Below are 17,081 nucleotides of genomic sequence, written 5' to 3'. Positions count from 1 at the left end.
ATTACTCTAGGGGTAGTTTGGAACCGCGTTGGATAATAAAGTCGATAGAGATACCAGGGTTAACCTCGATATAAGGTTTCATCTCTTCTGCAAGTTCAATGTAGTAGTCAGCTAATCGTTCCATCGCATCACCAGCACCTTGTAACGCCGCGGTACCAGCCATTGATTTCATGATTTCTGGGTTTTGCATTGGACCAAAGATACCTGTTTCGTTATCGCCAATACTGTAAGTAGATTGACCCGCTAAGTTAGCCATGCCGCTCAAGAAACCTGCCCACGCCGATTTCATAGCCGCTTCACCATTCTTAGAAACTAGACGTCCCGGAATACCGTTACGACCATCACCACCTACTGCAAATGCATTTAGATTCGCTTCAACTGCTTTCCCTGCATCCGTTACACATGAAATCGCTTCTGCTCGTAAGTAAGCACGACGACTTGCGATGTCACCAATACCAGAAGCAACAATCACACACTCTCTAATATCAGCGGTAAAGTTGTTTGGTAGCAGAGCTTCCTCTTTAATTCGAAGAATTGCAGGGAATGGGTCACGCTTAGTCGAGTTACCTGTAGGTACGTCCATACCTGTTACAAGTACACCACTGATAATTGAACCAGCCGGCAAGAAGATTTCTGCCTTATCCTTGGTCTTATCTTTGTCAGTGTCTTCCTTAACAACCTCTTCCTCAACCTCTTCGGTTACTCGTAGTTCTTTAATCTCACCCGTCGCATCTTGGAATCGGTCACCAGTGCTATCGATGGTACGGATACCAATACGCTTGTGGTCAATAACCTTTGGCATAACTTTCTGTACAGCATTTGCCATTGGGTTTGTCGTGGTTACAGGCTGTTGCGTCTGGGTAACCGGCTGTTGTGCTGGTGGCGTAAAAATTGGAGAGTTCTGATTACTAAATTGTTTCTGAACTTCCTCAGAAGCGGTTTTCTGCACTTCCAACTCACGCTTAAGGTCGTTCTGGTTAAAGCGTAGTGACTCAAGCTCTTTCATTACGCGACCTTCCATTTGGCGCATTTCTTCTTCGCGTTCGTCGATAGCTTTCTCACGCTCTGCCAATTGGTCTTCCATTAAGCCGTAGATTTCATCCATTCGACCTTGGTCAATATCGTCAGCGCCATCTTGTGTAAAGAAGTTAGCCTCTACACGACGAGATTTTTCAGGAACAACTACAGCACCATTATTGTCTTTGCGAGTACCACCTGTATCGATGTCGTCAGTACTAAATGCAATAGAGCAAATAATACCTAGCAGTACCGCCCCCACTACGCCGTAACGTACTTTAGGGTTCTGCCATTGCTGATTAGCTTTGCCTTTCAAAGAGGTCATATCCATTTTGATTTCCCCCTTAGTAAGAACTTGTTAAACGAGGTCGAGTACGAACGCGCTTAAGTTTTTCGTTGTAAAGTTTGTCACGCAAAATGTATAACTCTGTGGTTTCACCCGGAGCCAGCGTTGCACGGTCAAACACACCAACAGCAATTACATCATCAGCCAAGCAGTATTCTTCTCGCACTTCGCGGAATCCATTGATGTCATTTTTAACCAGAACGACATCGATAATTTCTCGGCCACTAATCATGCGCTGCCCCACTTCGTGGTACATCCCCAAACGCACGATGTCACATGGGTAGCGTTCCTCAGCTGGAATATCGGTAGTAATGTCGAAGCCATTTGGAATGTTACCGCCCGCAACTTCTGACAGAACGCTGGTGGCACGGTCTTCATGTTCAGTATTCACTCGAGGGTCGTTCTTAACAGTTGGACCTTTACGCGCTTCTGTAAGGAAATCGTTTTTCTCTTTATCGGATTTCAGTTTGGCGATGTATTCAGAGTGCTTTGCTTTAGTTTTTGCATCCATTTTCACTTTGACGTCTACCATTACTGGTGGAACGTCCAAAGGCATAAGAGTTAGGCTTACCATCGTTTCTGGCATACCGCGCTCACCGACCATTAGACCGATCGGAGCCTGACTTAAAGGCGTGATGTAAACAAAACCGCCATCTGTTTGAATTGGCACTTCCATATCAGCGGTTTTAACAACAGCATCAACAAAAGGCGTTGCGATTCGGTTTTGAAGCCCTGCAGCAACGGGTAATAACTCACCGTGACCAGGCTCTATAGTTACTTCTTGATGTGGTTTGTATTTTGAACGTACTGAGTCAGTGATTGGGTCAGAAGAACCTTTAACCTGTGGCGCTGCAGACGGAACTGGAGTTGCCGCAATAGCTGGTGGCTGCCCTTGCTGCGTATAAACTGGCGCAGTATCTACGGTTTTAACCTTCGTACCTTGAACCACTGGCATACCATAAGAGTCTACGGTTACCGGTTGCTGCGCTTGCTGTGAAGCCTTGTATTCCGCAACAGATTTTGCAGGCATACTTTTAGCAACAGCATCCATAATCGCTTGGTCTACAGCATTGGCGACGTTTCCATTTGAAACAGAGATGTCAACGGGCACTCGGCTTGCGTTCATTGGTGTAACAGGTATGTCAGCTGCTACATCTTTCTCTGCAGCAAATGCAGATGATGAAAAGGCAACAGTAAGCAACATTGCCAAGGCTGATTTATTCATAGAGTTATACTTCATTTGGTTTTCTATTCCTCGGCCTGTTTATTTTCTTCTTCCGCAGCTTTCTTCTCTTCAACTTGCTGCTGTTTAAGTTCAACTACGCGCTTACGTGTATTTGGTGCGCCTGCATATTGTGAAAAATAGGTAATCTTAGGCTGACCATTACGAGCGGCGATTTTGATTTCGTATGTCCACTTTTGAGTAGTTGTTGCGCCAGAGCGTGTTGAAGTGGTTTTCTTGTCGCCGTAAACCCAAACGGTATCTACTTGCGAGTTGTAAATTAGATCTAATGGTGTGAAGTTTTCCCTTACACCACGAACCTTGAGGGCTTCTACCTGAGATAGAAGTTGGCGTTCATAGTCATCAGCGTCACGTGCTAGGAACATTTTTCTCAACGTATCGACAACGAATGAAGCGTTACGATCGGAGATGTTGCCTGCCATGTTCGCAGCAAATAAGCCCCACCCTGTTTTGTAGGATTCGCTTGCCTTATTGCCTGCCATTGTGATTTCTTCTGTAAACGTTGGCGGCACTACGATGACAGTTTCATCTTTGCTTAAAGCGGCGTAAGCCAATGCCACTACTGCAATGGCCAAAGCCAAGTTGCTTTGTACTAGAAATCGAGATAAGGCTACGCTTGAGCTCCATGAGCGCAGCGCATTGGAATTTTTAAACACTTATGGTGCTCCTATCTGAAAAGTTCTCTAATGAGCGGGTCAGGCATTGAACGCGTGGTTTTCATTGGTAGAATTCCGTGCCACCATGCAATGTGGTTTAGAATTCCTTTGGCGTATTTGGCTTTAATTCTTCTAGCCACGTAGAAGTACAAAAGCCCAACAGGTAGCACGTAGTTGATAGCATCAAACGGCACACCTAAAGCAAAAGAAAGGATGATTGGCCTTACTTCGTCTACGTCCCAAAAGATAACCATCATTGGTTCATTGACTCGCATTGGGAGGTAATGCTGGTCACTTCTAAGCGCTTGCTGTTGTGAATCTTCCATACATTCTCATTCATCAAAATTGGAAAAATTAAGACGCTGAAATGATCAGCGCCTCAATCAAGGGTTGGTTAGCCACCAATAAGTGGTAGTAATGCAGCTGGAGCGTCAAAAATTGTTGAAGTCAATGATGAATCGATGATCTTGCCAGCGTTAGCTAGTACAAGAACTGACACAACACAGCCAGCGAAACCAACCAGGTTTGGCTTAACAGTTGAGAAGAACACGACACCCATTACCATAAGCATCATTAGAATTTTGCCCGGAGCACCACCAGCTAGACCTTTCACTTCGTCCCACATGTCAGCAAATTCACCTTCAAGGGTACCGGTTGCGGCTAAGGCGTTGAACGCTAGGGCAAATGCCACTACACCAACAAGCGCAACGAGAAACATCATTACTTTCTTGCTGTCGAAGCCCGCGCCAAGCATGTTTTTGTCCATTACTGCAGTATTTTGCATTTTCTTAACTCTCTATATTAATCACGTAAGAATTGTTGATTGATCGTGTCTTTATGACAGAGGGTAGAATGCCAATAAAAAAAGCCCCACACAGCGATTATGTAGGGCTTTTTAGAGGTATTTAATTAATATGTAGGGGTTAGGGAATTGCTTTTAACGTCAGATTTGAACTCGTGGTAGATTGACTCTGAAATCATATCAACCAATGTACTCGCATCCATTGAAAACAGATTTGTTAACTTAAACTTCTGTCGTCCATGATATATGTATTTATCAACACCAAGTTGTTTTTCCAAGTACGCTTCTATCTCCATCGGGGTCTTTACACCATCGATTAGACCCAGTTCAACAGCTTCTTCACCTGTCCAGATAAGCCCAGAAAAAATCTCAGGCTTATCAACCAACCTGTCGCCTCGGCCTTTCTTTACTGCATTTATGAACTGTGTATGGAGTTTGGTTAAGATAGAGTCTTGTATGAACGCCCTTTCCTCTTTGGATACTGGTTTAAACGGGTCCATTAATGCCTTATGTGTGCCTGCATGGAATACTCGACGTTCAACTCCAACTTTCTTAATTACATCTTGGAAGCCCCAACCATCCATACGTACACCGATAGACCCCACCAGCGATGAATCCATTGCGTAGATTTCGTCTGTTGCTGCCGCAATGTAATAGCAGGCACTTGCACATGAAGTTCTAACTGTCGTGTAGATTGGTTTTGTGTTTTCTTCTGAGAAACGGTACTTCATGATTGTTTTATAAATCATCTCCGCGTCACTTGGAGAACCACCAGGTGAATTAGCCTCAATTAGTATGGCCTTTACATTATCGTCTTCAATAGCGTCAGTGATAACTTGGCTTACTTTCCAACCATCAGTTTCACGGTTCCCTGTTTCAATTGGCCCTGTTAGCGAAATGACAGCAATGTGAGGCCCAATCTTTTCACTTGCCGTATCGCTAAGAGTGTACCCAACACTAACCATCATCATGATTGCGATAGCGCCAGCCTTAACGCCGTCCGTCCACTTTTTAACTTTTAGATGGCGAGCAGACTCTTGAATGATTGCTTCCTTAAAGTTTCTTGGCTCTTGTACTTTCTTTCTCTTTCTAAAGGGGAACATCTTTTAAAACTCCGTGTATGAACAGCCCCCATTGAGAGGGCTTATAAAATCAGAAGACCTTACTTACGTTGCTAAGTGCATATCTGAGTGAGAAACCGAGGATTACAAACATAATCGGCGGCAGTAGAACTCCGAACACGCCTGCCGCGGGGAAAATGAAGTAAACATCGATAATGAAAAAGGCAAACATCCCGGCTTTAACCCAGATACGAAATAAGTTCGCACTGGCAATACCGAACTCGTACTGCTTTGTTTTTCGTTTGTAGTAACCATCCGACGCCAAAGCGAAGATGAATGGAGCACCAAGTATTAACCAGTGGAAAAACACCGCCATTCTGAAAACCGTCTGGTAGAACATCAGCTTTAAGTTTTCAACAATTCGAATCATTGGTGTGCGCCAGAATTCCTCACCACCAACCCCCGTAATCTGTACTGACTCTTCCATAGAAGAAACAACACCGGTTTCTAAAAATGCGTAGCTATACATGTCAGCTGCATTCTGTAATACATGAGCTGAATCTGCAGGGCCAACAACACCTTTAAAGGCGTTAATTTCAGCCTGTAAGGTTTGTCGGTAACCCTCTGGTGTCATCATAATCAACACATACGCAAGTGAGATCATGGCAACAGCTCCCACCATTCTGGCAAAGAAGTTTTTCTGCTTATTGGTATCTTTATCGCTAAACATATTTAGTCCTTACGCAGCCTTGAGGAACGGAATACGCCCCTTCACCTTACGGCCATCAGATAAACGTGCGATGTATTGGAGGTTTGGTAAGTCACCTAGCAAAGTTGCAGGGAAAACCTTCTCGCGGGATTGACTGAGCTGCTCCTTCAACCCACCAGAGAATTCACCTAGTGCACCTGTAGTCGATGTACCAGAGTTCAAAGAGAACCCAACTTCACGGATGCTGGCTTCACCAAAGTTCTCTGTCGCATATTCTTGTGTGATGTTGTCGTTCACACGTAGACAGAACAGGTTTGAGGCTAGACCAAGGATACGACGAGCCTGTGCCTCATTGGTTTTAGCAATATAATCGGGCAAAGTTTGGCTACTCACATACAACTCAAATTGCGCGCCCCTAGCGACAGCTAACATATTGATTAGTGGGTCATTTATACATGCGTGGGCTTCATCTACGAACAAGCTAACGCGACGTCCTTTACCTTCTTCATAGTTGTATCGACGTGCACTTGCCGCACAAACATCAGCAAGAATTAACTTACCAATTGCACTTGCTACCATTGAGTCAGACAAGCTATCCAGCGCAACATACAAAACACCACCAGTTCGAACGAGTTTATCCGTGTCAACGATAGGTCGTTCATCATCGGTTTCATCCATACGTAGAGTTGGAGATAACAATTCATCAAGTGGTTTAGATGTCAGCTGAGCAAACAATGGTGCTGTCGAACCTAACATTTTCGTCATGTGTTCTTGAGGGTGTGACACCATCTCAACAATACCGTTGACCGCAGGGTTTGGATGATCAGCTTGTAGATTTTGCGTGTAGTAAAAACACATTCCAGCGATCAAGCTGCCCTGTCCCATTTTCTCGATGTCTTTACCCATAGTGGTAACCCAATCAGGCCCCAATACTTCGCAGAACAATTTATCAAGGCATCGTTTGGCTAGTTGGAACTTGCCGCTCATTAGGTAATAGGCAATATTCGTAAGTTGCGGTTTCTCGCCAACGTATAACTGAGCTTCAATAACCTGATAAATACATTTCCATGCGAATTGAACATATGGGTCAGATTCCGCTTCGCCCGGAAGCAACGAAGACAAGCGAGACGCGAGTTCAGTGGTACGAACATACGAAGTTAACGGGTCAATCCTACAGCTCTTACTTGGGTGCGAAGGGTGGAAGAAATAGAACTTATCTTCCATACCAAGAGCTTTACATTCACGCTGAATTGTTTTTCGCCAATCCGCATCGTTTTTTGGGTCAATAATGATTATTACGTTCCCACGATGAAGCGCACCACTTGATAACATGTTTAACAGCGTTGTTTTTCCGGTACCCGGATTTCCAAAAATTACTGAGTGAGCATGGAATACGCTTTCATCAGCTGTAACTTCCTTTTCCTCACCAAGACCATGTATCCAAGGACGACCACCTAGCTTACGTGTTGTTTTTTCGTACTTCTTACTGAATGGACGAAGCACCAACGGCAGCTTTATCTCTAGATAGTCCGTAGACATAGACATAACTTGATAAGCACGCTGGGCATGTTCTGGCCCCCAAGGAAAGCCACGACCAAGAAACGCGGTATCCTTCTTCTTGAGATTTTTCTCTCGAAACTCCAGTGCACTGATTACGTAAAAATAATTAACAAACAACTTGAACTGGCGCTTTAACAAGGGCAGGCCTTGTTTAACGCGAATTCCAGATTGAATCATCATGTACCCAAAGAGGATTACATGAATAGGTACAGAAGTGTCTAAGGCTAGCCCCCCTGTAAACAGAGTTATAAAGCCACCAAAAAACCATATCTGCGCCTGTTTAAGTTCGAATACTGGACGGAACATGTTTTCCATCCAGAATTGTTTACCTCTATCTATCATTGAACCTCACTACCCAATTAGTTCTTTTCTAATCAAGAGATGCTTCTTACGCCCTGAATCGGTTTCTAAGTCAGTCACTCCATCTGCCATCAAAGTCAGTTCCTTAGATAACCCATTTCGACTTGCCCCAGGGCGTACATCTTGAATAAATGATTTGATAGCGCCTTGGGCGTAAATCCCCCAATGACGGCCATCTTTTGTTTTCTGCATGAATTCACATCCAGCTTCTGATTTCGCATTTAGGTACGTCATAAGCATGGTGATTTCGTCTTCCTCTCCAACGGCTTGACCTCCTGTTATTTCAGGGGTTGGAACAGGCTGTTTAGCGTTGTTGTTACCTTTAGGTTCTTTTGGACTTAAGGCATCACTTTTTGGATTAGTTACTTTGACGGTTTGGCTTTGTTCCTCAGCGGAATAGTCAATGTTCGTGATAGTTATCCCGAGCTCTGAACAAATTTGCTGGCTAACTGGTTTAATGAGAGAAAAAACCATTGCCTTATGGCGACCAAATGTTTTTCGCTGAACAAGTAGGTTTGGTTTCAGCTTGTCGTAATCGAGTAAACGCTCATTCTTCAAGATCGATGAAATTGGACCAGCCTCAACATCGAGCACTTTTGTCATCATTTGTGTATCGATGTGCAACTGGCCATCGGTCAGGAAGATTCCCTTACCTGCTTCAACAGTCAAATCGCCATTTGCCATTGCATTTGCCAAATCAATTAGGAACGAATCAGCTTGAGAACGACCGTGTTTTTTCTGCCCCAACCAACCTTTCGGCTGTGCAGCTTGTGGTCGTTCTTTCTTAAATGCTTCTTTCCGCTTAAGAAGAGTTCCCATAGGCACAACACCGTCAGTTTTTTGTGCTTGTGGTTTTCTAGATTTGATTTGTGAGGCTTCTTGACTTACAGATTCAGTAGGTTCTTTATTTGCAGCAGTCTCCATCTCAGGATTATGTGAAAGCTGTGTTGCATTCTCCGTTGAAGGTTTATGCACTACTTCCTGTTCCTCAAGCAGATATGCTGGCACATCCATATCACCACCAGCCTGCGACTGGAATTCACCGTCGTATTCATCGGCCATCAAGAACGCTGGCACTTCCATATTTGCGTCATTGCCGGTATCAACAGTTTTATGAGTAGACACCTGCTTTTGCGTTTCTTCGATTGGCTTCTGTTTGTTTGGTTTATCTTGTTGTGCTGGAGCCCCCTGATTGGCAAACACTAAACCTTTGTTACTATCAGTTGCTTTAGGTGGAGTTGATGCCTGAGTAGAACTATCTTTTTTATCGACTGTTTTTTTAGCCGCCGGTTTCTTGCGTGGCTTCTTAGGTTTACTTTCTTCGGCTTTATTTGAGGCATTGGAATCCACTGACCCAACATTTGTTTCAGATTCTGCCTTAGTAGTATTTTTCAGATTCTTACGCTGCTTTGTCGCTTCACGGCTAGACTGTGATTCCGATGCTCCAGTGTTTTTTTCATCAGCATCATGCTCTGGATCGATCTCAACAACAGAACCATCTTTTCTATACTCAAGTGACTTGCCATCGTTATTTAGACGCAAGACTCCAGGTACCGATCTAGGAACGGGCATGGTTTCGTATAGCAGCCCCGGCCAAGCAAGTTGAATGACACGCTCTGCTCCAGTCACATCTTCCATTTCTGGTGTAAACATGCTGTATGTAACGCTTTCATCCATCCGATTAACCAAATTACGCTCTTCCAAAATCTCCAGAATTCGCGTTGGGTTTACAGGAACATCTACCTTGTCTTCTTGTAGTTGCTGCACAATCAGTTGAATTGACTTAGGCCACGCTAGATAAACTTCCTCACCAATAATCCATATATGACCTTTGGGTTTATTTACATCCCAACTATCACGAAGCCGGCGCATTGCTTTAACAATTGCGCTTTCCAATGGGTAGCGACGCTTACCAATCATTTCATGCCACTGAGTTCGAATGTCTTTTTCAGTACTAGCGCTGTCAGCTTCACGGATGCACGTCTGCAGATAGCCATCACTTCCACCGTAATGTGCAAGAGCATGGTTGATTGCTATAGGAAGTTCATCAGAATTGTCCATTAGAAAGAACTTGGCTTCTGGAGTGAGAATCCATTCCAAAACTTGGACACTTAGGTTTTCGTGTTTTTTATGGCGATGCTCTGGCTTCCACGTAACACGGTATCGAGATACTTTGTTTTCGTGAGCCCAAGAAATTAGGTCAGAAAGGTATGGGTTCCAGTCTTCACCGGTATCAACATCATATACGCGCATGTCGTATAGAATTTTCCCTGCATCGTGTAGCAACCCACAAATCCACGCTGCGTATTGCCAACGTGGTTTTCTAGCTTGCTCTTCATCTAAATGACCAATTGCTGGCAACACTTGTTGCTGTGAACGGCGCAAACTGTTGAGTGCAACCTCTAAACTGTGACGAGCCAAACCACCAACATCACTATGATGGTGGTTTTCAGATGCAGGAAGTAAATGGACATATCGAATGTAGTTGGTAACAACCTGACGAAAAAGTGTATCGAAGTTAAGCTGATACTCTTTCTTCTTTTTGTCACCTTTTGAATTCCCCTTATCCTCTTCTGGGTCAGGCAAGCCAGAATCACGATGCATCAATCGTAATATCTCTGTTTGAGAAGCAAGTATTTTTTCCAATGAGATAACTGGAATACCTTTTGTTTCTGGCGGGTATCGAATCAGATCTTCAATAGACAGTTCTGGTGCAGGCATAACTACACTACCAGTATCAGGAGCCACCCTTTCGGCAGCTCCTGATAACATTTTGTGTACCGCACCTCTTAAGCGGCTAAGCATGAAGGACTCCAATCACTACGCTGCTGTTGCAGCGGCTTCCTGCTCACCAGTTTCATTCTCTTGGTGCTCTGGAGCTTCTTCGTTTTTGATTAGAGCCTGCATTAGCTCGTTGTATGCATCAGGATTGTATAAACCACCCTTACGATTACGTGATGCATTGGTAACGTAGTAGATACGATTGACCATTGTACGAATAGTATTGATGGCTTGGCCTTGAGCGTTCTGCAGGTGAACGTCTTCCAATTGGCCAGATAACCATAGGAACTCTATCTCCCCCATAACGTTATCAATCATCTCTACCAGACCAATCAGTTTCCAAAAAATTGGGTGAGTGATCTCAACGACGTACTTGTAGTTTTCAGGAACCTTTGGACGAGGCACATTAGTCACAATACCTTCGCTATATTTTTCCTGCTGTACAGATAATGCGTTAGCACGCTCAGATGCATTGGCGATTACACTTTCAAACCACGTATCCAATCGCTCACGTACAACTGTGTCATTCGCTGTGAACTGGATAAGGCCTGCTACTCGTTGGAATGCGCCAGCTGCTGCTCCACCATTACGTGACATATAATCCAGCATTGCATTTGATTGCACTTGCAAAGTGTAAGGAACTGACTTGCGTGTTTGTACAAACTCATTGCGTCTTTGCTGTGGTCTGCGCGCAGATGGACGATTGCTTTGTTCCGTTCCATTTTGTTGTGAATTTTGTTCTGCCATTATTCTTGTTCCTCAGAGTTCAGTGTTTCTGTTTCGGTTTTATCCATTTTTGAAAGGAGACGACTTAGATAAGCCTGAGCTCCATGCACATGTTCAATTGCATAACGTAAAGGGCGAAGTTTGTTTTCAGCTTCTTCAATCATCTCAAGTTCCCAAGGTTGTGCCTTTTTAGCGAACTGGGACATTTGATATACCGGACCCTTTCTAGGAGCTACTCGCTCACCCCACGATTTCTTTCTTCCCCCATAACGACCAGGCCCGTAAAAAACCCACTCGATATATGTCTTACCCGTTCGAACGGTAATGCGAGGACCATAATTCCCTCGAAGATAACCTTCTGGAGCCCCTTCTTTCCGCTCACGCTCTTGGAGTTTCATATTCATCATTCTGAATTCAATCCAATAGCCATCAACAACCGTGGTTGCCTCTTCAATGAGCTTTTCTAAGGTGGTTCTAATTTCTGCCCTAGCAGTTTCGATTGACTGTCTTGGCATACGCCCCCTCAAACCTCTTTTTATTTTTCAATCTCTACACCTATTTGCTCGGTGCCGTGTTTGAATATTCCGGCAACGGGTGAAGGAATGGCCTCCACGTTCAGTTCGGTGCCGGGTTTGCATTTCCTTGATGAATTCGTAAAAAACGAAGAGGAAAGTGCAAGCAAGCCCTGCAATAGTTCGGTGCCGAGTTAGTTGGATTTCGGCAATGTTAGAGATACGTCTCTTTTGCAGTTCGGTGCCGGGTTTAATGCTCATTAAACTTCGTTGTTTTTTGACAAATCCAGGCACTGAAAATTAACGACTAATATCCGGCACTAGTTCGGTGCCGACATTGCTGGTTTCCTGCATAAGTTAGGTTTAACTCAACACTCTAGTTCGGTGCCGAGTTAGTCCAGACCGATTTTAAAACCACCGACTATCTCAATTTCAACAAATTTTGTTTTATTGAATACCCGCACCGAGTTCGGTGCCGACTTTTATGCAAATCGGCAAGTTATGAACAAATGCAACCATTCAGTTCGGCGCCGACTTTAATCAAAATATTGAAGAATTTATGACTGGAGATTTTGAAGGAGTTTTCTTGCAACCGTGGTGATTATCTAGCCTTATTTACACCACTTTAATTGGTCATTTGGGTTCGTTTTTCTATGGCTAAGTTCTAAATGGGACGCTCATAGGTATCAATTACGTCGATATTTTCTGATATTGGCTTACCTAACATCAGCGTCAGCACTACTAACCATAGTAAAACGCTTGATTTGCTCGTTTTTTACTCGCTTCTAGCCCAATTCTTTTTAATCAGTCAAAAATCTCAATGGTGACGGGTGTTCCATGTGACCTCTTAGAAGTCATGTAGGACACTTGCTTGTATTTGGAAATACTTTGGATTCTACTCAAGAAGTCTTGTGTAACTTCATGGAAGTCACAACGAACACTTTAATGATTTTATTGCAATTTCAATATGTAGCGTTTATATTTCAGAAGTCCCACGCGACTGCTATAAGGTCGCAGAGGACACCACCCAATTTTTGAATGATGGTTGAAACCATTTACTGGAGTAAAATATGACTGATCCAATCGTTAGATCTGTTGAAATTGGCTACGGCACGTCATCTACAGTGACTGGAGTAACAAAAGAAGGCTTTGTTATTCGTACTTACCCATCCGTACCAGTACCTGTTAAGTACAGTAAGCAGAATTTAGGCAGTGACATCCTTAGTTCACGTAAAACCGTTGTGGTACCAGTAGGTAAAAATAAGTATGAAGTCGGTGAAGATGTTCACGCTTCTTCTGACCCGCGATCTTCTCGCGTGTTAAACACTGAGGGATATATTGATTCTGAGCGATACAAAGCATTATTACTTGGCGCTCTAAAAATGATTCCTGATGAACAAGTAGATTTGCTTGTTTGTGGCCTACCAGTTTCGGTTATGCCTCGCCGTGAAGAACTAAAACAAATGGTAGAAGGAAAGCATGATCTTGGCGATGGCCGTGAGATTACTATTAAGTCAGCTTGGGTTATTGCACAGCCACTAGGTGGTTTATTAGCTTATGCGCGTGAAGGTGGTCAAGGTCGCTTTAATGAAATGAAGAATGAGAACCTGCTTGTAGTTGACCCAGGATACCTAACTGTCGACTGGCTTGTTACTCGTGGTCTAATTGCCAATGAAAACCGTTCTGGCGATTATGAAGCTGGCATGTCACGTGTATTGGCAACCGTAGCAGATGCTGCATTAGAGGTGTTCAAAGAGCATCCGTCATTTACACGTATCAACGACATCAATGTTGAGCTATTAGATCAAGCGTTTGTAACTGGTAAATTAAAATTGTTTGGTCGTACTATGGATTTCCCAGTTCATCAAGGATGCGATAAAACACCGCAATTTGATTTCACAGATGCTATCAATTCAGTTGCGGAAGAAGCAATCTCAACTGTAGTAAACAAGGTTGGTGACGCTCAAGATTTGGACCGCATCATTATCGTAGGTGGCCCGGCTGCGCTTTACAAACCAGCTTTACAGAAAGCATTTCCAAACCATGATATTCAAATTCTTCAAGATAGCTTGCGTGCAAACGTAATTGGTTTCCAAGAAGGTGGCATGCAACGAATGAATGCAATGGTGAGAAAAGGTCTTTTCAAGAAGTAATAGGAGCATGTTATGAGTAAGCCTCAACAGCTTCAAAACGACGTAGAGTTTGTAAGATGTAATCTACGTGTACTTCAAGACATCCACCCTGACCTTTTTGACCATCTTTCACGAATCAATGAAAAGGGCCGAGCGGAAGAAATTCGTTACCTAATGAGACTCGGCTTAATGGTAAAGAATGGACAGCTAGGAGGATTGCCTGCAGTAGCATCACCAGTTCATCACGTAGTTGCTCAAGATATTCCAAGTAGCGCACCTACATCGGAAACAGTAACGAGTAGTGGCACATCTGCTGACAGTCAATCAAGTTCGAATGTTACCAAGCCAGCAGATTCGAATACTGTCTCCCTAGATGAAAGTGATCTTGATTTTGGCGATGATTTGCTAGGGCTAGACTAATCAAATATCCAAAACCACTCTACTGGCCAGTAGGGTGGTTTTTTGTTTTTTCATTAGTATTTTCTTTACATTCTAATATAAAAAAAAGGTCACTTGGTGACCTTTATAATTCCTAATCTTCTTGTTTCATCTCTTCAAGAGCTTTTATCGTGGCATCGAGACATTGGTTTACTTGTGCCCTATCCTCCCAGTTAACCTCTTCCCAGTTGATACCTTCAATCTCCATTTTAGTTATGTCGCTTGTGAGAAGCGTTTTAACTACATTGGTATTCTTGATTCTTGGCGGGACATAATATTTGGCTTTACGACCTCTTCGAATCTCATTTTGTGGTTCTTTACCAGCTTGGGAATCGTCATTCTCGTTGTTTTGGTCATTGCCATCTAAGCCCAAATCAGAATCATTTGGTGACTCCAGCTCTTCGTCTTCATTAACTGCTTTCAAATATTCAGGAACTGACATGGAGTTATTTAAGAACATCTCTGCTAGGTTCATCTTAACAGCTAGTTCTTCATCTTCCGTTCCATCTGGTAATTTGAGAGCTTCTTCAAGTTCCCGGATGGTCATAAAGTCAATGCCATCACGAACGGCATCATAGATGAACGGGAATTTGTTTAGCAGCAGATACCGGTAGAAGGACGCATTTTTCAAACCCATCAACTTCATGGTTTCGACAGCAGTCAGTTCTTTGGATTCGTCATCTTTGATTTCATCATATGCCATTTTAAAAGCATATATTTTTTCATGGAGGGCTAAATCACTTCTAGAGTTATTCTCAGCAAACTGTCTTAACTTAGGAGATTTTGGTTTCTGTCTGTGTACCTGGAACGGCCATACACCATCCCATCCAGTTAGATATACAACTGAATAAAAACGTCTATGTCCAAACACAATTCTGTAATCAGTACCTCCGACACGGTACACCTCTATTGGCTGGTAAATTCCACCACCCTCACGGATCTGTTCAGCTAGTAGAACTATTTCATCAATCTGAGTTTGAATGTGTTTGTATAACGGATGGTTTTTAGGGGTCTTATTAACTATGGTTCCTTTATCAATAATCACATAAGGCTTACCGACATTTTCTTCCTGAGCCAGAAACATAGCCTCAGCTGTTGGCCTGATAACAGGAAAGTCACGAGCATTCTGAGGGTCAGGACTGACAGAAGCGATAGCTAAATCATCACGGATACAATCTTTAGCACCTGTATTGATTGCTGGTTCCCAAGGTTGTTGAGACTCTTGATTTCCATTGTCTTGCTGTTCCTGTTGCTCACGTACTTTAGAACGAGCTTGCTCCATTTTATCGAGGCCAGATGAACGTCGATTACGTCCTCTTACAGTAACTTTGTTTTTACTTTCGGCCATAATTAAACACCAATTCTTTCACTTACAAATTTGTATAACTTAGTCATTTCTTCCGTAGCTTTAACATCTTTCTTTAATGAGAAAACTTCTTCTAAGTTATCTGGCTTACGTCTAGGTTTGAAAATTACTCGATTCACTAAAAAGAAGTCATCCGGTACAAGATTACTAGTATTTAGTACCGGTTCGTATCGACTCACATTCTCAATGAGGTTTGTGAATTGTTCTAACTCACTATTAGTCAAACTACTAGAACGAACGAGGTTCGGAATAACACCAACAACGTTTATTGGTTCGTCAGTGGATTCATTGTTGATTCGAATTGTTTCAAGTAGATTCGGTACAGCCTCTACAGAATCATATTCCAGCTGTGTCGGAATGATCACGTGTGAACACTTTGTCATAAAGCCTTCAGTAATCGCTGTCTTACTTGGTGGTGAATCAAAGATAATAATATCAACTTCATCCAAGTCACCTTCTACTTCAAGGTATGTTTCTGTCAATTCAGAGATCAGTGGAATGTATGCATCTCTATCAGAGAAAACGTCATTCAGCCTATCTACACGCCCCTCAGATGGAAGAACTTTCAAGTTAGGTACATCTTTAACTGGGTAGTATACAAATTGACGATCGAAGAGTATGTCTGAACTCGTTGAGTAACCATTCCACGTGCCGTTATCTGGGTCGCCATCTACGTAGTCTGGATGTAGTGGCGGTAATAGATATGGCAACCCACTTCTATATTGCATCTCTAAGAATGTTTTACTGGAGTTTTGTTGGCTATCAAGGTCAACTAAGACAACGCGATACTTCTTACCTTTCTTATCTACTCCGCCGGTTGCAAATAAGTATGCTAACCAACTCGCAATAAAAGTCTTACCCACACCACCCTTATGGTTGTAGCAAATAAGCGAAATGGGCTTTCTAGATTTAGCCATAAACACCAGTTCCTCTTGAATAATCTAAGCTTTTAGTGATATTACGCCACCAGTTAGGCCTTATCAATAAATCTATGCCATAATACCCCAGCAACATCATGTTTTTTATATCCTGACTGAAAAGTAGTACATTTTTCGGTTCGATTTGCCGTTTATATTTACTTTACCTGATTGTTGTTGTTTATAATTTGAGCAAGCCTTGTAACTATAGATCGTTAATTTTTTAAAAATTAAAATAGCAACTAACCTATTGATAGATTTAGATAAAAAGGTCTTTTTTGCTAAAGTCTCCCACGTGGGAGACATTTCGCTCTAAAGCGAGCATGGCAGTAGTGCTCAGAGTTAATTTTTTAAAAATTAATTTCTAACTTAACCTATTGAAAAATATAGACAAATAGGTAGTTTTGCCAAAGTCTCCCACGTGGGAGACATTTCACTCTAAAGCGAGCATGGCA

The 17,081-nt window shown here is 42.9% G+C and carries 15 protein-coding genes; 2 read left to right on the top strand and 13 right to left on the bottom strand.

The window, feature by feature from the left end:
- Position 1: 1 nt before the first annotated feature.
- The 11 genes from AKJ31_RS14090 to mobI all read right to left on the bottom strand — a co-directional run bounded on the left by AKJ31_RS14090 (position 2) and on the right by mobI (position 11,776).
- Positions 2 to 1,348 carry a TraB/VirB10 family protein gene (locus tag AKJ31_RS14090; protein WP_053409747.1) on the bottom strand — a complete coding sequence of 449 codons (1,347 nt, stop codon included), beginning with the start codon at positions 1,346 to 1,348 and terminating at the stop codon, positions 2 to 4.
- 13 nt (positions 1,349 to 1,361) lie between these two features.
- A complete protein-coding gene (locus tag AKJ31_RS14085) occupies positions 1,362 to 2,588 on the bottom strand; it encodes a type-F conjugative transfer system secretin TraK (RefSeq protein WP_169780634.1) in 1,227 nt (408 codons plus the stop codon).
- A gap of 23 nt (positions 2,589 to 2,611) precedes the next feature.
- Positions 2,612 to 3,262, bottom strand: a complete 651-nt coding sequence (locus tag AKJ31_RS14080) for a TraE/TraK family type IV conjugative transfer system protein (RefSeq protein WP_053409745.1) — start codon at positions 3,260 to 3,262, stop codon at positions 2,612 to 2,614.
- Between the two features lie 11 nt (positions 3,263 to 3,273).
- Positions 3,274 to 3,588, bottom strand: coding sequence for a type IV conjugative transfer system protein TraL (traL, locus tag AKJ31_RS14075; protein ID WP_053409744.1), 315 nt, complete (start codon positions 3,586 to 3,588; stop codon positions 3,274 to 3,276).
- A gap of 68 nt (positions 3,589 to 3,656) precedes the next feature.
- Positions 3,657 to 4,046, bottom strand: a complete 390-nt coding sequence (locus AKJ31_RS14070; RefSeq protein ID WP_017190581.1) for a hypothetical protein — start codon at positions 4,044 to 4,046, stop codon at positions 3,657 to 3,659.
- Between the two features lie 125 nt (positions 4,047 to 4,171).
- On the bottom strand, positions 4,172 to 5,167 hold the full coding sequence (locus AKJ31_RS14065; RefSeq protein WP_053409743.1) for a S49 family peptidase: 996 nt from the start codon (positions 5,165 to 5,167) through the stop codon (positions 4,172 to 4,174).
- 49 nt (positions 5,168 to 5,216) lie between these two features.
- Complete coding sequence (locus AKJ31_RS14060; protein ID WP_053409742.1) at positions 5,217 to 5,855, bottom strand: IncC plasmid conjugative DNA transfer DtrJ family protein; 639 nt, start codon at positions 5,853 to 5,855, stop codon at positions 5,217 to 5,219.
- A gap of 9 nt (positions 5,856 to 5,864) precedes the next feature.
- Positions 5,865 to 7,736 carry a conjugative transfer system coupling protein TraD gene (gene traD / locus AKJ31_RS14055; protein WP_072161358.1) on the bottom strand — a complete coding sequence of 624 codons (1,872 nt, stop codon included), beginning with the start codon at positions 7,734 to 7,736 and terminating at the stop codon, positions 5,865 to 5,867.
- 9 nt (positions 7,737 to 7,745) lie between these two features.
- Positions 7,746 to 10,559, bottom strand: a complete 2,814-nt coding sequence (gene mobH, locus AKJ31_RS14050) for a MobH family relaxase (protein ID WP_053409740.1) — start codon at positions 10,557 to 10,559, stop codon at positions 7,746 to 7,748.
- A 15-nt stretch (positions 10,560 to 10,574) separates the two neighbouring features.
- Positions 10,575 to 11,282, bottom strand: a complete 708-nt coding sequence (locus AKJ31_RS14045; RefSeq protein WP_053409739.1) for a hypothetical protein — start codon at positions 11,280 to 11,282, stop codon at positions 10,575 to 10,577.
- Positions 11,282 to 11,776, bottom strand: a complete 495-nt coding sequence (gene mobI, locus AKJ31_RS14040) for a conjugative transfer protein MobI(A/C) (protein ID WP_053409738.1) — start codon at positions 11,774 to 11,776, stop codon at positions 11,282 to 11,284. Before mobI ends, AKJ31_RS14045 begins: the two co-directional genes overlap by 1 nt.
- Positions 11,777 to 12,843: 1,067 nt before the next feature.
- Between mobI and AKJ31_RS14035 the strand changes: the two genes are divergently transcribed.
- Positions 12,844 to 13,926, top strand: a complete 1,083-nt coding sequence (locus AKJ31_RS14035; RefSeq protein WP_053409737.1) for a PRTRC system protein D — start codon at positions 12,844 to 12,846, stop codon at positions 13,924 to 13,926.
- Positions 13,927 to 13,938: 12 nt separating this feature from the next.
- On the top strand, positions 13,939 to 14,325 hold the full coding sequence (locus AKJ31_RS14030) for a hypothetical protein (protein WP_053409736.1): 387 nt from the start codon (positions 13,939 to 13,941) through the stop codon (positions 14,323 to 14,325).
- 112 nt (positions 14,326 to 14,437) lie between these two features.
- On the opposite strand, the gene AKJ31_RS14025 is transcribed toward AKJ31_RS14030, so the two are convergent.
- Both AKJ31_RS14025 and AKJ31_RS14020 read right to left on the bottom strand, forming a co-directional pair.
- Complete coding sequence (locus AKJ31_RS14025; RefSeq protein ID WP_053409735.1) at positions 14,438 to 15,691, bottom strand: ParB/RepB/Spo0J family partition protein; 1,254 nt, start codon at positions 15,689 to 15,691, stop codon at positions 14,438 to 14,440.
- Positions 15,692 to 15,693: 2 nt separating this feature from the next.
- Positions 15,694 to 16,626 carry a ParA family protein gene (locus AKJ31_RS14020; protein ID WP_053409734.1) on the bottom strand — a complete coding sequence of 311 codons (933 nt, stop codon included), beginning with the start codon at positions 16,624 to 16,626 and terminating at the stop codon, positions 15,694 to 15,696.
- Positions 16,627 to 17,081 lie beyond the last annotated feature (455 nt).

The sequence above is a fragment of the Vibrio hepatarius genome (assembly GCF_001274785.1).
In the GTDB taxonomy this organism is placed as follows: domain Bacteria; phylum Pseudomonadota; class Gammaproteobacteria; order Enterobacterales; family Vibrionaceae; genus Vibrio; species Vibrio hepatarius.
This window is presented reverse-complemented; position numbering and strand designations above follow the sequence as displayed.